Below are 25,633 nucleotides of genomic sequence, written 5' to 3' on the forward strand. Positions count from 1 at the left end.
CTTAAAAAGCGCTAAAAGAGGTTTTAATGGCAAACTTAATAGAACTAACAACTAAAAATAATATCGCTATACTCACCATGAATACCGCTGAAAACCGCCACAACCCAGCGTTTTTGGCTGAGTTTAATTTACACCTAGACCACATTGAAGCAGAACAAAATATTAAGTCAGTTATTTTAACGTCTTCAAGTGATAAAAACTGGTCATTGGGTATCGACCTTCAATGGATGTCTAATCCAAGTATTTTACCTGCAGCAATTTCAGACTTTATGATTCAAATAAGTGACTTATTTAAACGTATAGTTACTTTTCCTATGCCTATTATTGCTGCGTTAAACGGGCATACTTATGGTAATGGTTCTGTACTTGCGTGTGCGTGCGACTTTAGATTTATGAAATCAGACAAAGGCTTTTTTTGTTTTCCTGAAGTGGATGTAATGGTGCCGTTTGTTCCATCGATGTTTCCTATAATTAATAAAGCAATTTCGCAAACATTCTTTAATCGCCTAGCTATGTCAGGAGAGCGGGTTGGTGCACAGCAGTTGCTAGAGAACAAAGTAGTTGAAGCTGTGTTTGCAAATAACGACGAACTACAAGCGGGTGTACTTGAGTTTGCCCAGCAGTTTAATAAAAATCGTTGGATTTACGCTCAAAATAAAACACAAATGAATAAGCAGATTTTACTTACGATGAAAGAAGAAGACCCAAGCTTTATTGATAATATAAGTAAACTGCTGTGGAAAAACCTACAAAAAAAATAGTATAGGTTTTAGCATTGCTACGAGATGACTAAACACTTTGCAGTTAAGGGATCGTTAAGCCCCATTGCGCTAGATTTTTAAACTATACAGCAAGGTAAACAGCAAGGTAAAAGTGCTTTCTTAAAAGTTTAATAGCTTTTACCTGTCTCATTATAACTATATGGGTTAAAATACCTACATAACCAACTAACAAGATAGTGAATGTCAAACCAAGATCCAAATCTCAGTCGAGAACAAGAAAAGTACGAAAACCCAGTCCCTAGTCGTGAGTTTATACTTACTCACCTTCAAGAGCGTTCAAAGCCTGCTAACTACGCGCAATTATGTGAAGAACTAGCAGTAAACGATGACGAACGCCAAATAGCATTTAAACGCCGCCTTCGCGCTATGGAGCGTGACGGACAGCTGTATTTCAATAAATTTAAATGCTACGCCCTAATTGACGAAGCCGGTTTAACCAAAGGCAAAGTAATAGGCCACAGAGACGGTTTCGGCTTTTTAGAAGTTGAAGGCGAGAGTAAAGATTGGTTTATTGCTAAGCACCAAATGAATATGGTGTTACATGGCGACATTGTACTAGCTAAAGGCACTAAACGTGGTTCTGGCTCAAAATGCGATGCACGTATTATAAAAGTGCTTACTAACGAGCGCGCGCCAATTGTTGGCCGTTACTTTGTTGAGCACGGTGTTGCTGTTGTAGTCGCTGAAGACCCGCGCATAACGCAAGATATAATGATTTTACCAGGCAACGAAAACGGTGCCCGCCATAACCAAATGGTGCAGGTTAAAATTACGCAAAACCCAAGCCGTAACATGAACGCGGTAGGTAAAGTTATAGATGTACTTGGTGAGCATTTAGCCCCAGGTATGGAAATTGAAGTTGCACTGCGCAATCACGATATTCCACATGTATGGCCAGAAGAAGTTGAAGCACAAGTTGCTCACCTAGGTGAATTTGTTGAAGAAGCTGACAAACAAGGTCGCGTAGATTTACGTGATTTGCCACTTGTAACTATTGATGGCGAAGATGCACGCGACTTTGATGACGCCGTATATTGTGAACCTAAAAAATCAGGTGGCTGGCGCTTATGGGTTGCTATTGCCGATGTATCGCATTACGTAGGAATGAACACGCCGCTTAACAAAGAAGCAATTTTGCGTGGTAACTCAGTGTATTTTCCTGAGCAAGTAATTCCGATGCTACCAAAAGTGCTTTCTAATGGATTATGTTCGCTTAATCCAAAAGTAGATCGCTTATGTATGGTTGCCGAAATGACCGTGTCGAGCGCGGGTAAACTTTCCGGTTATAAGTTTTACGAAGCGATAATGAACTCGCATGCACGTTTAACTTACACCAAAGTAAATGCCATTTTACAAAACGACGAAAAACTACGCGAAGAATACTCAGCCGTTGTGCCACATTTAACTGATTTACAGCAAATGTACATGGCACTTAAAGCTGCACGCCAAGACCGTGGTGCCATAGAGTTTGAAACCCTAGAAACACGTTTTGTATTTAACGCTCAGCGTAAAATAGAATCAATAGTGCCTGTTATTCGTAACGACGCGCACAAACTCATTGAAGAATGTATGATTTTAGCCAACGTATCAGCGGCTAAAATTCTTGAAAAGCACGAAGCAAGCGCGCTTTATCGCGTGCATGACGAACCAGACCAAGAAAAACTAGGTAACTTTACTAAGTTTTTAGGCGAGTTAGGTATTGAAAGTACATTAAGCGACGAGCCAACACCAAAAGAAATAACGCAAGTATTAGCGCGACTAGGTGACCGCCCAGAAGCAGAACTTATTCAAACTATGTTACTGCGTTCAATGAAACAAGCTGTATATCAGCCAGATAACATTGGTCACTTTGGTTTAGCGTTATCGGCTTACGCGCATTTTACATCGCCAATACGTCGTTACCCAGATTTAGTAGTGCATCGTGCTATTAAAGCAGTAATAAAAGCACAAGGTCAGCAAACGTCTGGCGAATACGCTTATACCGACGATGAAGTTGATCAACTAGGTGAGCAGTGTTCTACAACAGAGCGCCGCGCCGATGATGCAACTCGCGAAGTAGCTGATTGGCTTAAATGTGAGTTTATGCAAGACCATGTAGGTGAAGAGTTTGATGGTGTTATTTCATCGGTCACTAACTTTGGTTTGTTTATTCGTTTAGACGATTTACAAATTGATGGGCTTATTCACGTTACTAATTTAGGCGACGAGTTTTTTGCGCATGATGCTGCAAAACACACCCTAATAGGTGAGCACTCTCACAAAGTTTATCGCCTTGGCGATAAGGTAACAGTTAAAGTTGCGTCGGTTAGTTTAGACGATCGCCGTATAAACTTAACGCTTAAAGGCGATGTTGCACAAGACAGATACTCACGTCGTCGTGCACCAAAAAAAGGTTCAGGTAAGTCTGAGCATGCGCCAGCAAGTGTGCGTTCGCAATTAAAAGCAGGCAAAGTACCAGGTAAAAAGTCGCACAGCGATGACAAACCAAAAGGTAAAAAAAAGCCAGCAAATAAAGATAAAGGCAAGCCTGCAAATAAGTCTGCAACAAAACCTGCAGATAAAAAAGCAGCAGACTCTGCCGTAAAGAAAAAACCAAAGAAGAAGGCCGTTAAAAAGCCTAAAAGAGCAGGCAAAAATGCCCGCAAACGTACTAGCCCAGGAGCAGACAATACGTGAGTAATGAATTAATTTTTGGCTTTCATTCTGTTGAAGCAATTTTAGAAAGCGAACCAGAGCGCTTTTTAGAAATTTACGCCCTTAAAGGTCGTGACGACAAACGCTCAACTCCGATTATTGATGAAGCACGTAAATTTGGTATTTCAGTACAGTTTATGCAGCGTAAAGCCCTTGATAGCAAATCAAAAGGTGAGCAGCATCAAGGTATTATTGCTAACGTAAAAGCAGCGCCAACGTTTAATGAAAAAGATCTTGATGCGATAATCGCTCGTGAAGACACACCGTTTTTACTTGTGCTTGATGGTATTACCGATCCGCATAACTTAGGCGCATGCCTACGTAGTGCAGACGCGGCAGGTGTTCACGCTGTGATTGTACCTAAAGATAAGTCGGCTAAGCTTAACGGTACCGCACGTAAAGTAGCATGTGGCGCAGCCGAAACAGTTCCGCTTATTCAAGTGACTAACCTTGCACGTACGCTTCGCGAAATTAAAGATGCAGGCGTATGGGTTGTAGGTACCGCTGGCGAAACTGATAACCACGTATTTGATGCAAGCTTAACGGGGCCAATGGCTATTGTTATGGGCGCAGAAGGCGAGGGCATGCGACGCTTAACGCGTGAGCATTGCGATATGCTCGTTAAAATCCCAATGGCGGGTACTGTTTCAAGCTTAAACGTATCGGTAGCCACGGGTATTTGTTTGTTTGAAGTATTACGCCAACGTAACGCAAATAACTAATATATAAAACGATAAGTTTTATGTATTAAAAAGCCGAGATTGAAATTCAATCTCGGCTTTTTTGTGTCTGTAATTTCCGCTTTAACTTTGCACCAATTGTACTGAATTGATGCTCTATTATAGCGATAGGAAAATAACTCTATAGCAAGGCAAAAATAACGAAATATAGTTGTTCTTATATGAGTTATTTTTAACGCAGCTAGAGAGCTATTTAACTCGTTAGAATGAGTATGTGTAGCCCATCTGTACCGTACGCGGCTTACCTGGCTGAATGCCACCGTTTGAACGGTTAGCAACGTATGTTTTATCAAACAAGTTATCAACGTTTAGGTATACTTTTTGATTTTCATCGATTAAGTATTTAGCGGCTAAATCCCATACTACGCGGCTATCAATTGCGTTTAAGCCCGACTGCGTTAAGTTAGCATGCGCATCAGATACGTAACGTATTTGGCTGTTAACTACAAACGCAGAAAACTCAGCACCTAACGATAACGCTACTTGGTTTTCTGGTACGTAAGGCATTGCATCGCCTTTTTCTACCGCGCCCCAAATTTCTGAATCAAAATCGTTTTTAAACTCAGAGTCTGTGTAGGTGTACGTTAATTTAACTGGGAACATAGCTGTATCAGTTGCAAACGTACGTGCTGCACTAAATTCAAAGCCCGCTACTTCTACTTCACCGTAGTTGTATTGGTCGCCAATGTTGTCGTCGCTACAACCAACCGCTGCAGTACAGTTACCGTGCATGTTGTCGTAGTCTGAGTAAAAGGCAATTACTTCACCGCTAAAGCCATCCATATTAAAGCGAGAGCCAAACTCAATGTTTACACTTTCTTCTTCTTCTTGGTCAGCATTACCAGGTGCTGCTGGTGCATACCCTTTTTGAATGCCCGCAAGTAGCGTTACGCTTTCGTTAAGTGTGTAAGTAGCACCTAGTGACGGCACTAAAATTTCAGTGTCGTTCGACACATCTTTAGTTAAACCGTTGCTGCGTGTTGGATCTGATTTAGACCACTCTTCACGCGTAATAGTAATGTCTTCATAACGAAGACCTGCACTTACTACTAATGCATCAATTGTCCACTCGTCTTGAATAAACAAGGTACTTGCTTCTGCACTATCTACACGGTTGCTGTCTGAGCCCGGAACGCCTTGCTCTGTAAGTGTTAAGCTTAGGTCTTGATTAAGTGTGTATTTGTCTTCCCACTGAAAACGATCCATTTCGTCTTCGTGGTAACGTACGCCAACAGTCACATAGTGATCGCCTGCAGGAATATGTAATTCAGACTGAATACCTTTAGCTTGGTAGTCGCGGTTATTAGCTTTAACGCCAATACCTTCAATACCTTCGCTTGTAGGGTTTGCTTCAAAATCGCTGTACTGCTCAAGAGTACTTAAGCCTACGCTGCTGGCTTTATACCAGTTACGATGAAAATCGTTTAAGTAAGCCGTAGCTAAAAACTCATAGCCATCACCAAAACGGTACGCGTAGTTAAGTTGGTATGCGTTGTGGCGAGTATTCATTTCATCGTTTTGCGATGCAGCATAACGACGGTAAGGACTTTCTTGATAGTCTTCGTCAGTTAAGCCCATGTATGTTTCGTCTGATGTTTCGTCAGAGTACTTAATTTTTAGCTCAAGATTATGCGCATCGTTTTGACCAAACGTATGGCCAAACTTTAATAGTAAATCTGTTTTTTCAAAGCCGGTGTTGTCATTGCCTACTGGCAGCTCTTTAAAGCCGTCTGCGCCGTAAGTAAATACTTCAATTAAACCCGCTGTGTTATTTTTTTCTTTACCAAAGTAAGCGTGGCCTTTGTAGTAACCGTCGCTACCAAGGGCTGCATCTACCATACCTTTTGAGCTATTTGGCTCAGTTGGTAAACTGCGCGAAAGTAAGTTTAAAACACCACCTGTAGTACGCGGGCCGTACTTAACTGAGGCTGCGCCTTTTAATACTTCAATAGATTCCATACGACCCATAGTAGGGAAGTAGTATGCAGAAGGTGCTGAATATGGTGCTGGTGCAACTAATACACCGTCTTCCATTACTGATATTTTATCGTTACGGCCAGTACCTGTACCGCGCATACCAATATTAGGACGAAGGCCATAACCGTCTTCTTCTTGCACGTAAACGCCCGGAACAGACGCTAAAACGCGAGAAATATCGGTAAACTGGAATTTTTGAAGATCTTCTTCAGAAATAAACGTAGCCGAACCAGGAATATCGTTAATTGCTTGCTGAGAGCCAATAACAGTAATTTGTTCAAAGCGTTGTTCTTTATTGCTGGTGTCTTTTGCTATTGCAGTAGCACTAAAAGACAAAGCAACCGCAGTTGCTAAAGTAGATACTAAAAACTTAGGGTTCATTGTGTTCCTAATCATGTCAACTATCTTAATTGGCGCAATTTGAACACGTTAACGAATACGAATCAATGTTATTAACTATTTAATTATTCAGTTTAATAGAACTAAAAACACCTGCTTATGCAACTTAATTAACTAAATTGTTTCTTTTGTATTATTTTGTAATTGCTTTACTAGCTATAAAGGCTGAACGAATTATATGTGCTACGTAAGCGCTAGCCCAAGCGTAGAGCTATAAATTCAGCGAGTTTATCTACCGCATTTTCCGACTCACCCGAACTTTTAACCAAGCTAATACCAATATTACCAAGAGCTGGTAAATGCTTGGTTTGAACCTGATAGTTAAGCTCACTCGGTACTGTACTTTTGGCAAGTACCGTAATACCTAAGCCTTCTTTTAATGCAGCAATAAGGCCGGTTAAATCGGCGTTGCTATAAACTATTCGGTATTTAATGCCTGCACTTTTTAATGCATCAGTAGCACGGCGACGATAAATACATCCCTCTGGTGCGGTAACTAGGGTAACCACCTCATTATGCGCAAGTGACAGGTCGCCCACCCACACTAGTTCGTCTTGCATAAAAATAGGAAACTTATCAGAGTTGAGTCGCTCATTTAGCGCAAGTACTAAATCAAACTGATCTTGGCGAGAAGCCGAAAGCAAATGCTTACTTAAACGCGACTTAACCTCTAACGACACCTCAGGGTAGAGCGCCACAAAGTCGCCAATAATTGAGGGTAAAATACGCGCTGCAAATTCGCTCGGAATACCCAAGCGCACTTTACCTGCAATGTTTTCTGAGGTGAACTGCTGCAAAATAGCATCGTTGTGTTGCATCATTTGTTTTGCCATAGGCAATAATAGCTCGCCGTACTGGTTTAATACTTGGCGCTGCCCTTGTTTTTTAAATAGTTTATAGCCAAGCACGTCTTCTAAGCGCTTGATTTGCAAACTTACAGCAGGTTGCGACAGGCCAAGTAAATCGCCTGCTTTAGCAAAGCCACCTATTTCAACTACCATTACAAAAGTACGTAAACCGTCTGTTGATATGTTTTTCATATTTAAAATTAAAATTTATATAGCCATATATATAAGTATTATTTATCAATTGATAAATAATTACAATTTGTTGTTGATAGACGTGGGCAATATACTTTTGTAATCGAAAATACACAGGTGTTTGTTATGACTTTTAACCCAATAATGTTTGCCCACCACAGCAACGCAAGTAGTGCGGTTACTAACGCTTTGCAAACTAACAACAATCACGTTGTAATGGATTTTAGCGGAACCGAAACCAGTGTATTTTTAAGCACTATTTTAGGCCTTGATTTAACTAAGCTTACCGCCAGCGGTTTAGGCTTAAAAGGCACGCTTGATGGCGACTATAATTCTGACTACAGTTTTGCTGTTTATTACTTTAGCGAAACCGCCTTTAGATTCGTACTACCACACAACGCAAGCCTTCAACTACAAGCGCTTATAAACGAGCAGCAATTACGTTTTGATATTGATTATGTAGTACGCACCGACCTAGCAAGCTTTATTTTAAGTGGCGACAACGCATTTGATACCCTAGTTAATGCTTTTAAATTAACACCAGGTTTGCGCCTTTCTGACGCGCAACTTTGCTACGGTGCACAAAGCGGTGATGTATTTATTACCGCCATTGATAAAAACGACGAACAACACTTTGTATTAGTAGCTAAACAACAAGAATTACAAAAATGGCAAAGCTACATGCAAGCGCAAGGCTTTGCACTTATGCATAGTGAAGCCGCATAACGAATAAAAACAACAGGCGAGCATAACAATGTTTACCTGTTTTTATATCTATTTAAGCCACGCCCTAAACAGGGTTAATTTAAACGTGAAGGAATGTTATGACTTCTAAAACTGTACTACATGCTAAGCACCTAGAAGCGGGCGCAAAAATGGTTGATTTTCATGGCTGGGAAATGCCAATCAACTACGGCTCACAAATAGAAGAACACAATAGCGTACGTACCGACGCAGGTATGTTTGACGTATCACACATGACTATTGTTGATATTGAAGGGCCTCAAGCAAAAGCATTTTTACGTAAGCTAGTAGCTAACGACGTTGCAAAATTAACCGTACCAGGCAAAGCGCTTTACACAGGCATGCTTAACGAGCAAGGCGGTGTAATAGACGACTTAATTATTTATTTCTTTAGTGAAACGTTTTACCGCCTAGTTGTTAACTCAGCAACGCGCGAAAAAGACCTCGCGCATTTAGCTAACGTATCGAGCGACTTTGACGTAACTGTTACAGAGCGCCCAGAGTTTGCAATGATTGCAGTGCAAGGCCCTAACGCTAAAGCAAAAACAGCCACTCTTTTAAATGCTGAGCAACAAGCTGCTGTTGAAGGTATGAAGCCGTTTTTTGGTGTTCAAGTAGGTGATTTATTTATTGCCACAACGGGTTATACTGGCGAAGACGGTTACGAAATAGTAGTACCGAACGACCAAGCAGCCGATTTATGGCAACAACTGCTAGACGCAGGTGTTAAGCCTGCTGGTTTAGGTGCACGCGACACGCTACGTTTAGAAGCAGGTATGAACCTTTACGGCCTAGATATGGACGAAAGCGTATCACCACTTGCAGCTAACATGGCATGGACCATTGCATGGGAACCAGAAGATCGCGACTTTATTGGCCGTGACGTACTTGTTAAGCAACGCGCAGAAAAAAGCACTGACAAACTAGTTGGCTTAGTGTTTGAAGAAAAAGGCGTTTTGCGTAGCGGTTCTAAAGTAATTGTTGATGGTGGTGAAGGGGTTATTACCTCAGGTACTTTCTCACCAACACTTGGTTTTAGTGTAGCCCTTGCACGTGTACCACGTTCAACAGGCGATACAGCTCAAGTAGAAATGCGTAAAAAATTAGTAAACGTTAAAGTAGTAAAGCCTAGCTTTGTACGTAACGGTAAATCAATAATTTAAATAATTTGGTTATATCAATCAGTGTAATTACAGTGATTGATATCCTCCCAATATAAACCAAAGGACAAATAAAATGAGCAACATTCCTAGCGAGTTAAAATACGCACCTTCACACGAGTGGGTTCGTAACGAAGGCGACGGTACATTTACTGTTGGTATTTCTGAGCATGCACAAGAACTTCTTGGCGACATGGTATTTGTTGAATTACCAGAAGTTGGCGACGAAGTAGACGCTGGCGAAGACTGTGCAGTAGCAGAGTCAGTTAAAGCAGCATCAGACATTTACGCACCTATCAGTGGCGAAATTGTTGCTATTAACGAAGAACTTGAAGACTCACCTGAAACAGTAAACAACGACGCTTACGGCGACGGTTGGTTATTCCGTATTAAAGCATCTGACGAGTCTGAGCTAGACAACTTATTAGACGCTGAAGGTTACTCGCACACTATCGACGAAGAATAATTATTCTTTGTAGATAACTAAAAGCCCCGTGTGTTTTATTTAGATATCGGGGCTTTTATGATTTTACAGTTAACTTTTCCATACAAAGTAAGCTGTTAAATTATAAGAATTTTAAGTTATTGCTGTTTACCCATCAGCAGTAGCCACATTTTTTGGATCATAGGAATCTGGACACATGTCAAACGCCAAATCTCTTGAAGAACTAGAGCAAAAGCAAGATTTTATTCGCCGCCATATTGGGCCAAGCCCAGCACAAGTAAGCGATATGCTAAGTGCTTTAGAAGTATCGAGTGTGCAAGAGCTCATTGACCAAACTGTACCGGCTAGCATTCGTCTAGAGCAACCGCTAACAGTTGGACAAAGCCGTACTGAAGTTGAAACACTAAGCTACTTAAAATCAGTAGCCAGCAAAAATAAAGTTTTCAAATCGTACATTGGCCAAGGCTACCACCCAACTAACGTACCGCACGTAATTTTACGTAACGTACTAGAAAATCCAGGTTGGTATACAGCGTACACACCGTATCAGCCAGAGATTGCTCAAGGGCGTTTAGAATCATTATTAAACTTCCAAACTATGACCCTAGATTTAACCGGTCTTGATTTAGCAAGTGCGTCACTACTTGACGAATCAACAGCGGCTGCGGAGGCTATGGGCCTTGCAAAACGCGTATCAAAAGCTAAAAAAGCCAATGCCTTTTTTATTGCCGACGACGTACACACACAAACAATCGACGTAGTAACAACGCGTGCCGAGCAGTTTGGATTTGAAATAATTGTAGGTAAAGCAGAAGATGCCGTAAACCACGACATTTTTGGCGTATTGTTCCAATACCCAACTACATCAGGCGAAGTGGTAGACATAACTGACCTAATTGCTGGTGTACAAAGCAAAAAGGCGATTGCCTGTGTTGCTGCCGACATAATGAGTTTATTACTGTTAAAAGCGCCGGGTAAACTAGGTGCAGACGTAGTTCTTGGTTCGGCTCAACGTTTTGGCGTACCTATGGGTTACGGCGGTCCACACGCTGCATTTTTTGCAACACGTGACGCATACAAGCGTTCATTACCAGGTCGTATTATTGGTGTATCTAAAGACCGTTTAGGTAACGACGCACTACGTATGGCAATGCAAACGCGCGAACAACACATTCGCCGCGACAAAGCCAATTCAAACATTTGTACAGCACAAGTATTACTTGCCAACATGGCAGCGTTTTACGCGGTGTACCACGGCCCACAAGGCTTAAAAACTATCGCGCAGCGTATACATCGCTTTGCTGATATTTTAGCAAGTGGCCTTAAAGCTAAAGGCATCGCACTTAAGCACAGCACTTGGTTTGATACGCTAACAGTAGTAAGCGATAGCAAAGGCGACGTAATAGCGCGTGCAATTGCAAAAGGCGTAAACTTTGCAACAAACCACGAAGGCGAGTATTCAATTTCGGTATCAGAGACTACAACACGTGCAGATATCGCTGAGTTATTCGATATTATTTTAGGCGAAGGCCATGGCCTAAGTGTTGACGCTATTGCAGCAGACGTTGAAGCAAATGGCAGCGAGTCTATCCCTGCAAGTTTAGTACGTGACGACGAAGTACTAACGCATCCAAACTTTAACAGCTACCACAGCGAAACAGACATGCTTCGCTACATTAAGCGACTAGAAAGCAAAGACTTATCGCTTAATCACTCAATGATCTCGTTAGGCTCATGTACCATGAAACTAAACGCGACTGCTGAGATGATCCCAATTACGTGGCCTGAGTTTGCAAACCTTCACCCATTCTGCCCGCTAGATCAAGCAGAGGGTTACCAAATAATGATTGGCGAGCTACACGACTGGTTAGTAAACATTACCGGTTACGATGCAGTATCACTACAGCCAAACTCTGGCGCGCAAGGTGAATACGCAGGCTTAATCGCGATTCGTAAATACCACGAGTCACGCGGCGACGCACACCGTAATGTATGTTTAATCCCAAGCTCTGCGCACGGTACTAATCCTGCATCAGCGCAAATGGCGAGCATGAAAATTGTGGTAGTTAACTGCGACAAAAACGGTAACGTAGACATGAGCGACCTTAAAGCAAAAGCTGAGGAAGTGTCTGAAAACTTATCGTGCATCATGATCACATACCCGTCTACGCATGGCGTATACGAAGAAACAATTCGCGAAATTTGTGACATTATTCATGAGCACGGCGGCCAAGTTTACATGGACGGCGCAAACATGAACGCGCAAGTTGGCGTAACAAGCCCAGGCTTTATTGGCTCGGACGTGTCGCACTTAAACTTACATAAAACGTTTTGTATTCCACACGGTGGCGGTGGTCCAGGTGTTGGTCCAATTGGTGTTAAATCGCACCTTGCGCCATTTATGCCAAACCACAGCGTAATTAACGTACCAGGTACTAACATTGGTAACGGTGCGGTATCGGCAGCGCCTTACGGGTCAGCCGCTATTTTACCTATTTCATGGGCTTACATCACCATGATGGGCAGCGAGGGCTTAAAACAAGCCACTGAAATGGCAATTGTTAATGCTAACTACTTAACGCATGAGCTAAGCAAGCACTTCCCAATTTTATACCGTGGTCGTAACAACCGTGTTGCTCACGAATGTATTGTTGACCTGCGCCCGCTTAAAGAGCTATCAGGCATTACTGAAATGGACGTAGCTAAGCGCTTGCAAGATTACGGCTTCCATTCACCAACTATGTCGTTCCCAGTAGCTGGCACATTAATGATTGAGCCAACTGAGTCTGAATCAAAAGGTGAGATTGACCGCTTTATCGAAGCAATGGTGTCAATTAAAGGCGAAATTGAAAAAGTAATCTCTGGCGAATGGTCAATCGAAAACAACCCGCTAGTGTTTGCACCGCATACACAAGGCGACGTGTTAGGTAACGAATGGGACCGCGCATACGACCGTTTTTACGCTGCATTCCCAGTGCCTGCAGTAGCTAAAAACAAGTTCTGGCCAACCGTTACACGTATTGATGACGTATACGGCGACCGTAACTTAGTATGTTCATGCCCACCGGTTGAGACTTATCGCGACTAAGAGCAGAGACTAATTTTTGACCTTTAATGGGTAGTAAGCTCCATTATAGTTTGGGAATTTATCAAAATTAAAAAGCCGTTGCAGCAATGCAACGGCTTTTTTGTGCATAGTAATTCGTCATAAATAATATGCGCGTAGGTTGGGTAGAGTGAAACGAAACCCAACAAATCACAAATATAATTACTCGCTCAAAAGCCAAGAGTATGTGTTATTTATTGTAGGCGTTTAGCTTGCTGACGCGTTGATTGCTAAATCAAAATTCGGTATCCCTTAAATAAAATTGCACGCATGTAGCCTTTGGGCTACATTTGTTTAGCAAGTTGAATAAATTGGAGTAATTACTATGACGCTACAAACATCAGATTTTAACCCGTTTGACTATATGGAAACACAGCAAGAAATTAATACATTTTTAGAAGAGTGTTTAGCTGATGATGATCCAAATACCTTTATTGAAGCACTTGGCTTATTAGTAAAAAAACATGGCGTGAGTGATATTGCTAAAGCAACGGGGTTAAACCGTGAAAGCTTATATAAAGCAGTTAACGGTAAAACCAAGCCACGTTGGGAAACTATTTTTAAAGTGATGAAAGCACTTAACTTTCGCCTTACAACACAAGTTGCATAAGCTGGATTGAGTGAAACGAAACCCAACGAATCACAAATATACTTACTCGCTCAAAAGCCAAGAGTATGTGTTATTTATTGTAGGCGTTTAGATTGCTGACGCGCGGGCGGCAGCCCGAATAAGTATTTGAATAGATGTTTGAGGTTTATCATCACGGATAGCGCGAATACGTTGGGCACTTCTAGAAATTAGAAACCTTATTCAAGGTTTTTTGCCAGATTGCTGGCGGCAACCAAGGGGCGGCTACCGCCGACCGCCCCTTGGAACCCCACGACGCCCCGAGCATCACGCTTAATCCTTCAAATAATTAATTGATGTGAACGTAAACGGCGAAGATAGGCCATCCATGGCCTAGTTTCGCCTTATCGCGCATCCATGCGCGACATTACTCATCAATCGCTTATTTTCAGGGCGTGATGACGGGGAAGGGTGTTAAACGTGAGGTTGGTGTTTGGTCTTGGCAAGAAACAAGACCTGCACCTCTCTGTAGTTCCTCTAGGCTGGGTGGAGTGAAACGAAACCCAACGAATCACAAATATACTTACTCGCTCAAAAGCCAAGAGTATGTGTTATTTATTGTAGGCGTTTAGCTTGCTGACGCGCGGGCGGCAGCCCGAATAAGTATTTGAATAGATGTTTGAGGTTTATCATCACCGATAGCGCGAATACGTTTCGTACTTTTAAATATTAGAAACCTTATTCAAGGTTTTGTCGCGCTGGCGACGACAGCCAAAGAGGGGCTGCCGCTGGTCCCTCTCTGGACACTCTCAGCGCACCCGAGCATCACGCTATTTCCTTCAAATAATTAATTGAGGTGAACGTAAGCGCCATGAAAGCACATCCATGTGCAAGCATAGCTTTCATTTCATCCATGAAATGCATTACTCATCAATTGCTTATTTTCAGGGCGTGATGACGGGGAGGGTGTTAAACGTGAGATTGGTGTTTGGTCATAGCAAAATGCAATATTTATCAGCTAATACTTTAATGTATGAAGGCGAGATTTAACCCCTTCACAAAGACTGTAATAGAGCCTTAATTCAAGTGAGTAAGATAGAGGTGAAGCCTTTGCCAAAGTATAGATAATTTATACATATGAATTTTGAAATGTTGATGTTCTTGGTAAGTTATTTTTTGTTTCCAAAATGCCTGAAGTCAGAACTTAATTGAATAGTTATAGTTTTAGGCGAATCAACGCTGAGGTGTTGTTTTTATTTTTTTAACTAATTATTGAGGATATTATTATGTCAAAACCAAATTCATCAAAACCCGCTTCTAGTCATCCAGACCCTGGTGGTAACTGGCCATCTACTACAGGCAATAAATCAGGTGGAGATAGAGGTAATGCTGCTCCTAAAAGTGGCAAAAAATAATAAGGAACGGGCCCTTGAGGCCCTTTATTTAAATGGAAAATAATAAAGCTACATTTCCGACTATCGGTGATCTCGTTCGTGAGATTTTTAATATTACTGGGCTTCTGGCACAAAAGGATAGAAGTAATTCATTCTTGAGCGAGAGCAATAAGAAAAAGCTGCAAACCAAGTTAAAACGTTTGGCTGACGAAAGCTCGAAAATTGATGGTAAGCTTGAAGAGTTAATTGATTCACTTAGATTATTGCTTGAAAGTGCTTTAGGTGAAGAGAGAGTTATTTTTATGGTATTGGAAGCTGTCGAAGAGCTGCTCGTCACTTATAAAAGTGTTTTAGCTGATGATGGTACATATCTCAATAAAAGAAATTCTTCAAAATGGTTTATCCAACAATATTTATTAGATCGGGTCTTACTTTCTTTTTATAAGAACTACTTAAAAATAAATGTGCCAGCCTCAAAGCTCAATCTACCAAACTTAAAAGAGTGGGCTTTGCCCGATATTGAAGGGCAAAATATTAACTGGCCATTAAGAAAAGCATGGCAACTCATTTATGAGTCTTTATCTATTAGCCAATCATCATTTCACTACCCAGATAAAAGTGTGGATGATTACAGAGCAAACCAGAACTTAGAAAATGCTCAGCATTGGAGCACAACTGATCAAATTCCAAGTATTAGTTCACTGTTTAACAATTTAGAATATTCATTGTCGTTGTTGGAGTGTCCTTCTAATGGATCTTTAAGAAGGTTACTTAGTAAATCAGAAAAGCAGCGTTTAAAAATAATCTTATTTATTGGGCGGGTTTCTTCTTATTGTTTTAGAGAACTGGAAAGTAATTTTGGTCGTGAATTTTTAATTAGTTGCATTGATCATGTTAAAGGTCAATCTGGTAGGTTATACCGCATAAATTCAAAGTTAGATAAATCAATAAAGGGTTTAAAAAAATCTATCGGTTTCACAAGTGAAGTTGATATTAATCGGCGTTATTTTTATGAGGTTTCTAGGTATTGGGAGCATTATGCATTAGCTGTTAGGCACGGTACTGAGGTATTACAAAGTTATATAGCGCATGAATCTTTTCAAGAATTAAACAAAATAGAAAAGGCTAAATTAGTTTTAGCTCATGTTGGCTCTTTTACTGGTCACCAAGTACTAACACAACTGGCATTAACTCCAGCTATAAAAGAGATACCATCAAAATTTATTGAGTTGCTTAATGAAGGAATGTTACTAAAGAATAACTATGATTCTTTGAATAACATCGATAATTATCATAATAAATTGAAGCAAGCTGAGCTTGATAATGTTTTGGGGTGGTTATGTAATTGGTGTTATGCAAATTATTACTACCATCATAAATCATTCGAAAAATCTTATATGTATTATGAGCAAGCGTTTAATCAGGCTAAGTATAGTGCTGGTCGGAATCAATATCTGCTTGTTAACCAGTACATAGAGTCATGCGCCAAAAATGGTAAATTTAGAGAAATGAAAAAAGCAGTGGCTTGGGCACAATATTTGGGTATCGAAGTAAGGTGGTTGAGAGGTTGGGATGACCCAGAGTCAGAAGGTAATTTGAAAAGTTTGTACAATTTAATGGGTAATCATAATATGCAGTACGCTCAACTATAAATCTTAATGTATTCATAAGTTATCGAATATTAGTTGCAAACTATATTCAACAACCACAGCAGAGACTAATTTTTGATCTTTAATGGTGAGTAAGCTCTATTATAGTTTGGGAATTTATCAAAATTATAAAAGCCGTTGCAGCAATGTAACGGCTTTTTTGTGCGTGGTGATTCGCCATAAATAATATGGGCGCAGGTTGGATAGAGTGAAACGAAACCCAACGACTCACAAATATACTTACTCGCTCAAAAGCCAAGCGTATGTGTTATTTCTTGTAGGCGTACAGCTTGCTGACGCGCGGGCGGGAGCCCGAATCAGTATTTGAATAGGTGTTTGAGGTTATCATCACCGATAACGCGAATACGTTTCGTACCTTTTAAAGATTAGAAACCTTATTCAAGGTTTTGTCGCGCTGGCGACAGCAGCCAAAGAGGGGCTGCCGCTGGTCCCTCTCTGGACACTCTCAGCGCACCCGAGCATCACGCTATTTCCTTCAAATAATTAATTGATGTGAACGTAAGCGGCGAAGATAGGCCATCCATGGCCTAGTTTCGCCTTATCGCGCATCCATGCGCGACATTACTTATCAATTGCTTATTTTCAGGGCGTAATGACGGGGGGAGGGTGTTAAACGTGAGATTGGTGTTTGGTCTTGGCAATAAACAATAGCTGACCCTCTGTATTTTAAGATATTAGACAATGTCGCAGATCCTCTCCACATTCAAGAAGTGTTAGGCCATGCTAGCATTCTTACACCACAACTTTACACGCATGTTAGTCGTATAAAGCTCTCCGAAGTATATAAAGCAACTTACCCTTTTGCTGTTGGTAGAAGTGGGTTATTTTTAGCTCACATAGGACACTAACTTATTTTACAAAAATATATGGCATCATTACTAGTGAAATATTCCATTAAGTATTTGTAATACATGTATAAACTCTATAGTTTAGCAGAAAGAATTTTGATACGAAGTTAAGTGGTATATTTTAGTTATGAGTAAGCGAGATAGAGATAGAGTTGTATTTCACTCAATACACGACATGTCGAGTGGTCACTATTTATCAAAAGCAGAGCCTCTATTGAATAGCGAATTATTGGAAGATATCAAAGATATAAACGATATACTTGAACTGTACAATATATCGCTGTTTTTTGAAAAAGCGATATACCTTAAAAATTGGTCTGAAAAAGACATTGCTGCTTATAAAGAAAAAGTTAATGGTTTCAGAACTGTAATTGGTAAGTTTATAACTAATATTGATGATAGTAACTTCCTACCACATTTTGAAAGTATATTTCACGGTTACTATGAAAGCTTCTGGGTATTAATAAGTAATTATCAACAGTTTAAAAGAATATCACCATCTCAAATAGAAGAGGTTATAAAGAAAAACCCACATCAAATTAGGTACTTGTTGAGTCAAAAAAAATTGGTTAATAAATATAAGATTACCCTTTGCGAATATTTTAAAAGTGCCCAGCAAAGTGCTGAGATCCTTTTGTCTATATATGAAGTTGAAGATAGCTTTAATAAAACTCAATTGTACCTCCCTAGTTGTTTAACTGTTCAAGACAAAGAAAATATTATTTATTCGTACATCGACTCAGAGCATTGTAATACTAACTATCTGCCTATAATACAGAATGCTAAAAGACATAGTGACTTCCGCATCTCAGATAAAACTAAACTGGCGGCTAAGAGAAAATATCAACAGTCTATTAAAGACTTTTTCGATAATGGTTCTAGTTCATCATTTGAATACGGGGTAGCTATTAGTTATCCAGAAAATGCTTCTAAAATTAAACATGCTTGGATTGAGCAGGGTATAATCCATTACGAATTTAGCTTAGATTACATTAAAGAAAATAATCACCCATATATTCTGTATAGAAACTTCAAGACACTTTTTGAGTACGTGGATGAACAGAATATCGTATCTCTAACGAGCAAAGAAAATCAGCTTGGAATTTTTGAAAGAACTTTAGGAATTCGGTCAAAAACTGAATACGTTTATGGTGTTGCGTTCACACAATTAGAAATGGCATCTATGGCCCAAATTTATACATATTCTAATATACTAAAAGGGCTTAAATATTCATTAGAGGATATTCTAAAAACAGTTTTCATTGATACTTTACCGGAATTATTTGACTTACCGAGTAACGCCAATTTTACAGTCCCTACTCAAAATGCTTCTGCTTTAGAGAAAATAAGAACAATCGCACCTGAGTTTGAATCGATATTAAAGCAATATAAATTATTCGTAGAAAATGAATATATTGATTTTGAACTCCTGCAAATGTCATCTGGCCCTACAGCAATCAAAGATATTCCAAGCTTAAATAATAATAAGTACATATACATTAACAAAGGTAATCAAGAAGTTGATTCGCTAACCCATCTGCTATTTTCGGATCAGACTTTGTTGACTTATGTTGACCCTTTCAAAGATAAGCAATACAGAAATTTTGTTGATTTGTTGGTGAGTGAAGAAGAAATAAAGTTTGGAAATTATGAAGAACATCAGCATGAGCATTTAAATTATTTGATAGATAAGAATCATATATCTGTCGATGAAAATAATTGCGTTCAAGTCACAAATTGGAACCGAATATTAATATTAAGAGATATCTTTGAAAATGAGGTTGCCTCGTTTCACCATTATCCTGCCGATATTCAAGGCGAAGTTATGAATATGAGTAAGGATGGAATAGTGCTTTTTGGAAGTTCACTTTTCGCAATACCTGAGCAAAACTATTTCAATTACTACTTAAACAAAAGTGAGTTTACAAACGGGCACGACTTAAGAAATAGCTATTTACATGGTACACAGGCTAACCCAACTGAAGTTTATCTGCATGAAAATTCGTATTTACTTTACTTAAAGCTATTAATATTAGTTATTTTTAAAATAGAAGATGATCTTTTTATTTATAAAAAGCTTAAGGCTATCGAAGAATAACTGTTAACGGTCAAAAATCAGCAGGGTCAGGTCTTTCTTTTTGCCATTTGTGATTAAGGAAAAATGCAAAACCTGCCCTAGTAACCCCATTTAAAAAAGGGCAATATTATTGCCCTTTTTATGCGCTTAAACTAGTAGTTATAAACTATAGCGCTACTAAGCTTTGCTCTAGCATTGCCTTTATTTGTTTTACTATTTTAGCTTCTGTTTCAGGTTCGAACTGTTGTATACGTGGGGTGTGAATATGCCCTGTAGGTATACTTGAATTAAGCGCATCGCGTAGGCGAATACTTCGGTACGATATTTCGTTAGACAAGTAACCACCGCCGCCGCCATTTACCGCAATACTATTTTTAAGCTCGCCGTACGAACCCGCTTTATAGGTTTTTTCAAGCGTGGTGACTTCATGATTGTCGATAACTTTATAAGGGCCTTTGGCTTGTTGCATGTAAGTTACAGGCAAGCTAAATTTTACAAACTCGTTGCCTGGGAGTGGTCGGCCATTGAGTTTTGGTATTACTGGGCTTGTTTGCGTTCCACCATACACAATATTGGCATTATCGGGAGCGGTTACACTGCGGCGTTTACCCGGGAAGTGCTCTAAATCAAATTCTGTTCTGCCCATACTTACGGTTACTACCATGTCTACATTATTAAGTGCGTAGTATGGGGCAAGTAGCGACTCTATTATACCTTGATCAAAGTCTTCGTAGCGTACAGGCACCATAACAGTGTTAATTTCTGCGCTTATGCCGTTGTAATTAATAACTTGGCCGTCGAGTAATAACGCCGCAACACCTGAGGGGTTACTTTGGTTTATGTTTTTATCGAGTAAAAAAGGGTCAAAACCCGTTAGTAATATTTTTTTAGTACTGCCTGATGAAAAAGCAAGGTCGGTACGGCCTCTACTGCCTTCCTCAAGTAGGGTTAGTAAAGTATTTAGTTGAGTCTGCGTAATTGAAAATTTAGGTGACGTTGTGCGTATTACTTTGCTTGAAAGCAAGCGTGCCCAGTAAAGCTCTCGGTCGTCGTAGTTATTGGTTTTTGCTATGCGTTGTTTTGCGTTTTCCCATAGTTCAAAGCTAAAGTTTTGTACTAATGCTTTTGCACTTTTAAAGTTGTTAAGTTCTTTAAACTGTTGCTCAAAATTTGATACTTGTGAGGTAAATGCATTTAAAACATTTGGCATTGCCGATTGGGCTTTGTTGATACGCTGTTCTTCAACAGTTAAAGGATTACTTAAAGCAGCGAATGAAGAGGCAATTAAGCTGGTCGCTAATAATACTTTGATCATAATATTCCTAATATAAGGCTATTTTTTATGTGTAATTTACTATCCTATTATTACTAACTTAGGGCAACCGATTAACGTTGAATCGACTGAAATTTGCTTTTGCCGTGCATTAGTATTGTTTAACGGCCAATTAGTATCATCGGCTAATAAAAATCCCTGAGTCAAAAATTGATCTTTATAGGTTCTACTTTAAGTTCTCATAAAAGTAAAAAGCCGTTACAGCAATGCAACGGCTTTTCATTATGGTTTTATGCGCTTCGACGATACGAGCGAAAGGCTTTATAGTCCTTTAAAACCCTCTATTAATCATCTGGCCCTTTTAAGGTAAACACTAAATGTTTACGCATATCCTTTAAAATCACGCCTTTTTTAAGCATTGCGCCGCTTAAGCGTTTTTGCCATTTTAATAAATCTGGCTCTGCGGCTGCTAAGGCTTGCTCGTTTTCAAACTGAAAATACAGCAGTAGTGAACTTGGAAATAAGTGATATTCCACATCAAACCAGCATTGCAGCATGTCTGGGAGCTCAGCGCGGCCTTGCTCTTCTAATTTTTCAGCAGTATTGAGTACAAGCGCTTGCTGTTTTATTTGCACTGCAGAGAGTTTTTTCATTATTAAAATCCAAGTTAGCGGCTAAAAAATGCAGCCGGAATGTGGGCATTATACGCAAGCTTGTAGGCAGGCAACAACTTTGAAAGGGAGTTAATGTCCAATAGAGTGTATCTGCTTAAAATAAAGGGTCATATTGCAAGGCACCTCCAGTTTTTCAATCTATGTAGGTCGGATAAGTTGCGCAGCCGCGCCATCGGACTTTTTAAGTTTCATCACTGAACCCCGATTTGGGTATTAATCCATTTTTTAGCTCAATAGTTAAGTAACCTTAACCTAGGCTTTTGCCAAATTGCTTGCGACAACTGGGGAGTGGTTGTCGCAAGGCGCCTTGTAGAACCTTACCGTATTACGCTTAATACTTATAATAGGTATTAATTGGGTAGGTTTATTTGGAGCGGCGCTTGTCTAGTACGTAGCGTACGGCCATTCTTGCAACACCCGCACCAATACCTGAGACTACTGCCCATGTAACGGCCTCTTTAAGATCTGTTTCTTCGCTTGGCCTATCTTTTGGGGCTGGTTCGTTGGTAACCTTTTCCCACGATTTTTGTAAAGTTTTCCTTGTTAACATACCTGCTGATGCAGCGGCCAGACCTATACCTATCGTCGTAATTAGCTGTTTATTACTCATATTACCCTCGATTATTTAGTTGTAGCGTGAGTTACCAATATGTAACTCTTTAAGTAAGAACAGTAGTACCAGCAATTTACATACCGATAGACTCTGAAGACTTTAAATCAGGTTTTTTAAGCGGTTATTATTCTCTTTGTGCAATTTAGTCGTTTTAAAGCACACTTAAGCATCAGCTAAGTAACTAACGTAAAGCCTGTGCCACTGTGCTCAGGTCTATTTTTGAGGCATTTATTCTGCAAATTAACTTACCTTCTAGTCGGCTTGTCTGTACATATAGTAAACACCATCGCCCTATGCTTTAATATTAAAAAACAAGGGAGGGCGTTATGAGTAAAAATCGATTTTTATTTAATAAATACGTTTTGGTAATGGCTGTGTCGGGCACTTTGTTTGCACCGCTACCAGTGCTGAGCAACGATAAGGGGCCAGTAGTTGAGCAGCTTTGTGCTAGTTGCCATAGTTTAACTAACCTTGAGCGCAGCGCGGGTTATAGCCAGCAGGACTGGCAAACATTAATAAGCTATATGGTTGATGCGGGCGCAGATACTGCGCTTAATAAAGATATAAGCGCTTATTTAGCTGAGCATTATCCTGTTAACACTAAGCGCGAGTCTAAGGTTGTTACGGGCGATTTAAAGCTTAGCTTTAAGTACTGGCAAGTGCCAACGCTTGGGCAGCGCGCTCGCGATCCGGTGCAAGGTAAAAATGGCATTATTTGGTGGGTTGGCCAGTGGGGTAATATTTTAGGCAGGTTAGACCCTCAAACCGGCGATATGAAAGAGTACACACTGCCAAGTGGTACCTATGCGCACAGTGTATCGCTTGATAAAAATCAAACCCCTTGGTTTTTAGGCAATAAAAATGGCACGGTTGGATATTTAGACTTAAAAACCGAAAAATTTAAAGTGTTTAAAATGCCAAATAAAAATGCCCGCGACCCGCATACTGGTGTATTTGATGAAGCCGGAATATTTTGGTTTACCCTCCAGCATAGCAATATGATTGGCAAGCTAGACCCTACAACTGGCGATATTCAATTGGCTACTTTACCCACTAAAGGCTCGCGGCCATATGGTATTAAGCTTGATTCAAAAGGTACGCCGTGGGTGTCGTGTAATGGTAGTAACTGTTTGGTTAAAGTTGATAAAAATACCATGGAGCTTAGTGAGATAAAACTCCCAGGCGCTAAAACGCATACTAGGCGATTAGCCATTACGCCTGACGATATGGTTTTTTATGTTAACTCTGGTATGGGTAAACTTGGCCGCTATAACCCCAAAAACGGTAAAATAACGCAGTGGGATAATCCCAGTGGTGAAAACAGTCATCCGTATGCAATTGAATATGCCGATAACGCCATTTGGTTTAACGAGTCAGCCAAGCGTCCTGAAACCTTAGTAAGGTTCGACCTTAATACCGAAACTATGCAGAGCTGGCAAATTCCGAGTAAAGAAGGAGTTTACTCTGGCTTAATTAGGCATATGCGCATGGGGAATAATGGGCTGATCATTCATCAAACAGCAACTAACCAATTAGCTGAAATTACGTGGAGTAAGTAATAATTTATTTTGTGTTAAAGCTGCGTACTGCTTATTAGTAAGTTTTCTTATATTAGGTAGGAGTTTTTTACAAAGCTTAGCAACTTTTACCTTTTAAATAAGTAAATTGATACAATTATTTATTTAAGGTATTGATTTTTATTGGTTAAATTTGTGGTTTGGGTTTTGCTTGGTAGTAAGTGTATTTTCTTAAATAAAATAAAGGAGTTATTATGAGTACCGTTATTACTGGGTTATTTGAAAGTGCATCACAAGCAACACTCGCAATTTATAGATTAGAAGCTTTAGGTATTAATGAAGCTGACATAAGCATTGTAGCCAACGACTCATACGCAAAGGAAGATTTTGCTGTAGACGAAGGTACAAAAGCCGCTGAAGGTGGCCTTGTAGGCGCGGCTTCAGGTGGTATTCTTGCTGCAATTATTGGCGGTTTTACTGCAGTAGGTACTGTAGCAACAGGTGGTACGGGCTTATTAGTTGCCGGACCATTAGTCGCAGCATTTGCTGCTGGTGGCGCAGGCGCCGCAGTAGGTGGTACTTTAGGTGCTGCAATTGGTGCATTTATTCCTGAGCACGAAATTAAATATTATGAAGATGCCATTGAAAAGGGCTCTATATTAATTGGTGTTAAGTACGATAGTGACAACAAAAACGCTATTGAAGAAATACTTAACAATGCAGGCGCAAGTAACGTTTCTAAGGCTTAACGTTAACTAATTAGTTTCAAAATTAATTAAAAAGGTGAAACTTCGTTTCACCTTTTTTTTCGTTTTTAACGGCGGAGCAATCATAAATATTAACGTAATTTTTTGTCATTAAATAAACTCCATATATAAGTAAATTGGTTTTAAACATGCTTTAATTATAGAAAAGACTTATTTAGATAGGCGCTTTTTATTACATGTCGTAAGGCCCCCCTAACAACACCAACTCTCGAGACTACCGCCTATATAATAACGGCCTTTTTAATAGCTGCCTTTTAACTTGGCTTGTCTTTTTGGACTGGATCGTTGGTAGTCTTCTTTTATGAGTTTTGTAAAGTTGCCATTCTGTTTGTAAATATGCCTTGGTTTTTGTTTAACTTTTGGGTGAAAGTCAGTTTTTTTAATTAATTAGCTATTTATTTAAAATTAATAAAAATTATAAATTTACTTTTTAATCAATAGATTAAAAATAAATAATATATAAATTCATGTTTCCGCGTAGGGCTGGTATATACATTGAAGCTACTTATTTAATAGTCGCTTAATTTAGCGTTATTACTTTATTAATTTGATACTAAACGAGGAGATGATGATGAATTGTTTGCAGTTTGATTCAAACGCTAAAAGATCTTTAACCCGCGTTTTAAAACCAGCTTTTGCGATACTACTTACCGGTGTGTTACTACAAAATAGCGCACTGGCTAATGTAAAAGTTCAAATGCACCAAGTAACTAAGTCAGGCCAAGGGCAATCACTAGGTACTATTACACTAACAGAAAATGATAACGGCGTTGTTTTTACACCAAGTTTAAAAGGTTTAACACCGGGGCAGCATGGTTTTCATGTTCACCAATTTGCTAGTTGTGAACCCAAGAAAAAAGGCGAGAAAGTTGTGCCGGGGGGCGCCGCTGGTGGGCATTTCGATCCAAAAGCTAGCGAGCATCATGATGCTCCTTGGGGGGATGGCCATTTAGGCGATTTACCGGCGTTGTATGTAAATGAAAGTGGCCTAGCTAAATCGCCTGTTTTAGCGCCAAGGCTCACGCTTGAAAAACTTAAACAACACGCAGTAATGATTCACGAAGGAAGTGATAACTATGCAGATAAGCCAAAGCCATTAGGTGGCGGTGGCAAACGTGTTGCTTGTGGCGTAATTGAGTAAATCT

The 25,633-nt window shown here is 39.9% G+C and carries 19 protein-coding genes; 14 read left to right on the forward strand and 5 right to left on the reverse strand.

What is annotated here, in order from left to right; genetic code table 11:
• Nucleotides 1–26: 26 nt before the first annotated feature.
• From H5118_RS01940 to rlmB, 3 genes are all read left to right on the forward strand, one after another.
• On the forward strand, nt 27–761 hold the full coding sequence (locus H5118_RS01940; protein ID WP_002958021.1) for an enoyl-CoA hydratase/isomerase family protein: 735 nt from the start codon (nt 27–29) through the stop codon (nt 759–761).
• A gap of 201 nt (nt 762–962) precedes the next feature.
• On the forward strand, nt 963–3,458 hold the full coding sequence (rnr, locus tag H5118_RS01945) for a ribonuclease R (protein ID WP_058154169.1): 2,496 nt from the start codon (nt 963–965) through the stop codon (nt 3,456–3,458).
• Nucleotides 3,455–4,198, forward strand: a complete 744-nt coding sequence (rlmB, locus tag H5118_RS01950) for a 23S rRNA (guanosine(2251)-2'-O)-methyltransferase RlmB (protein WP_182747584.1) — start codon at nt 3,455–3,457, stop codon at nt 4,196–4,198. Before rnr ends, rlmB begins: the two co-directional genes overlap by 4 nt.
• Nucleotides 4,199–4,417: 219 nt before the next feature.
• On the opposite strand, the gene H5118_RS01955 is transcribed toward rlmB, so the two are convergent.
• Together H5118_RS01955 and H5118_RS01960 are read right to left on the reverse strand one after the other, a co-directional pair.
• The gene (locus tag H5118_RS01955; RefSeq protein WP_182747586.1) at nt 4,418–6,574 is read right to left on the reverse strand and encodes a TonB-dependent receptor domain-containing protein; all 2,157 of its coding nucleotides are present in this window, start codon (nt 6,572–6,574) and stop codon (nt 4,418–4,420) included.
• Between the two features lie 212 nt (nt 6,575–6,786).
• The gene (locus H5118_RS01960) at nt 6,787–7,632 is read right to left on the reverse strand and encodes a LysR family transcriptional regulator (protein ID WP_002958025.1); all 846 of its coding nucleotides are present in this window, start codon (nt 7,630–7,632) and stop codon (nt 6,787–6,789) included.
• A 126-nt stretch (nt 7,633–7,758) separates the two neighbouring features.
• On the opposite strand from H5118_RS01960, the gene H5118_RS01965 reads away from it, so the two are divergent.
• The 8 genes from H5118_RS01965 (at nt 7,759) to H5118_RS01995 (ending at nt 19,665) form a co-directional block, all read left to right on the forward strand.
• Nucleotides 7,759–8,358 (forward strand): hypothetical protein, encoded by a 600-nt coding sequence (locus H5118_RS01965; protein ID WP_182747588.1) that lies wholly within the window; start codon nt 7,759–7,761, stop codon nt 8,356–8,358.
• A gap of 98 nt (nt 8,359–8,456) precedes the next feature.
• Nucleotides 8,457–9,539: a glycine cleavage system aminomethyltransferase GcvT gene (gene gcvT / locus H5118_RS01970; RefSeq protein WP_002958027.1), complete on the forward strand. Its 1,083-nt coding sequence runs from the start codon at nt 8,457–8,459 to the stop codon at nt 9,537–9,539.
• A gap of 73 nt (nt 9,540–9,612) precedes the next feature.
• Nucleotides 9,613–10,002, forward strand: coding sequence for a glycine cleavage system protein GcvH (gene gcvH / locus H5118_RS01975; RefSeq protein WP_002958029.1), 390 nt, complete (start codon nt 9,613–9,615; stop codon nt 10,000–10,002).
• A gap of 175 nt (nt 10,003–10,177) precedes the next feature.
• Nucleotides 10,178–13,069 (forward strand): aminomethyl-transferring glycine dehydrogenase, encoded by a 2,892-nt coding sequence (gcvP, locus tag H5118_RS01980; protein WP_182747590.1) that lies wholly within the window; start codon nt 10,178–10,180, stop codon nt 13,067–13,069.
• A gap of 343 nt (nt 13,070–13,412) precedes the next feature.
• On the forward strand, nt 13,413–13,697 hold the full coding sequence (locus tag H5118_RS01985; RefSeq protein WP_096793685.1) for an addiction module antidote protein: 285 nt from the start codon (nt 13,413–13,415) through the stop codon (nt 13,695–13,697).
• A 1,244-nt stretch (nt 13,698–14,941) separates the two neighbouring features.
• Nucleotides 14,942–15,070: a hypothetical protein gene (locus H5118_RS20515; RefSeq protein WP_259397874.1), complete on the forward strand. Its 129-nt coding sequence runs from the start codon at nt 14,942–14,944 to the stop codon at nt 15,068–15,070.
• A gap of 32 nt (nt 15,071–15,102) precedes the next feature.
• Nucleotides 15,103–16,701, forward strand: coding sequence for a hypothetical protein (locus tag H5118_RS01990; protein ID WP_182747592.1), 1,599 nt, complete (start codon nt 15,103–15,105; stop codon nt 16,699–16,701).
• A gap of 993 nt (nt 16,702–17,694) precedes the next feature.
• Nucleotides 17,695–19,665 carry a hypothetical protein gene (locus tag H5118_RS01995; RefSeq protein ID WP_182747594.1) on the forward strand — a complete coding sequence of 657 codons (1,971 nt, stop codon included), beginning with the start codon at nt 17,695–17,697 and terminating at the stop codon, nt 19,663–19,665.
• A gap of 145 nt (nt 19,666–19,810) precedes the next feature.
• Here H5118_RS01995 and H5118_RS02000 read toward each other — a convergent pair whose 3' ends face one another.
• The 3 genes from H5118_RS02000 to H5118_RS02010 form a co-directional block, all read right to left on the reverse strand.
• On the reverse strand, nt 19,811–20,959 hold the full coding sequence (locus H5118_RS02000) for a hypothetical protein (protein WP_182747596.1): 1,149 nt from the start codon (nt 20,957–20,959) through the stop codon (nt 19,811–19,813).
• A gap of 302 nt (nt 20,960–21,261) precedes the next feature.
• The gene (locus H5118_RS02005) at nt 21,262–21,570 is read right to left on the reverse strand and encodes a hypothetical protein (protein WP_182747598.1); all 309 of its coding nucleotides are present in this window, start codon (nt 21,568–21,570) and stop codon (nt 21,262–21,264) included.
• Between the two features lie 385 nt (nt 21,571–21,955).
• The gene (locus tag H5118_RS02010; protein WP_002958040.1) at nt 21,956–22,201 is read right to left on the reverse strand and encodes a DUF4235 domain-containing protein; all 246 of its coding nucleotides are present in this window, start codon (nt 22,199–22,201) and stop codon (nt 21,956–21,958) included.
• 329 nt (nt 22,202–22,530) lie between these two features.
• Between H5118_RS02010 and H5118_RS02015 the strand changes: the two genes are divergently transcribed.
• The 3 genes from H5118_RS02015 (at nt 22,531) to sodC (ending at nt 25,629) form a co-directional block, all read left to right on the forward strand.
• On the forward strand, nt 22,531–23,763 hold the full coding sequence (locus H5118_RS02015; protein ID WP_182693645.1) for a cytochrome C: 1,233 nt from the start codon (nt 22,531–22,533) through the stop codon (nt 23,761–23,763).
• A 212-nt stretch (nt 23,764–23,975) separates the two neighbouring features.
• On the forward strand, nt 23,976–24,470 hold the full coding sequence (locus H5118_RS02020) for a general stress protein (RefSeq protein ID WP_182747600.1): 495 nt from the start codon (nt 23,976–23,978) through the stop codon (nt 24,468–24,470).
• 589 nt (nt 24,471–25,059) lie between these two features.
• On the forward strand, nt 25,060–25,629 hold the full coding sequence (sodC, locus tag H5118_RS02025) for a superoxide dismutase family protein (protein WP_182747602.1): 570 nt from the start codon (nt 25,060–25,062) through the stop codon (nt 25,627–25,629).
• Nucleotides 25,630–25,633 lie beyond the last annotated feature (4 nt).

Origin of the sequence: Pseudoalteromonas sp. SR41-1, from assembly GCF_014164015.1 — a bacterium.
In the GTDB taxonomy this organism is placed as follows: Bacteria; Pseudomonadota; Gammaproteobacteria; order Enterobacterales; family Alteromonadaceae; genus Pseudoalteromonas; species Pseudoalteromonas distincta.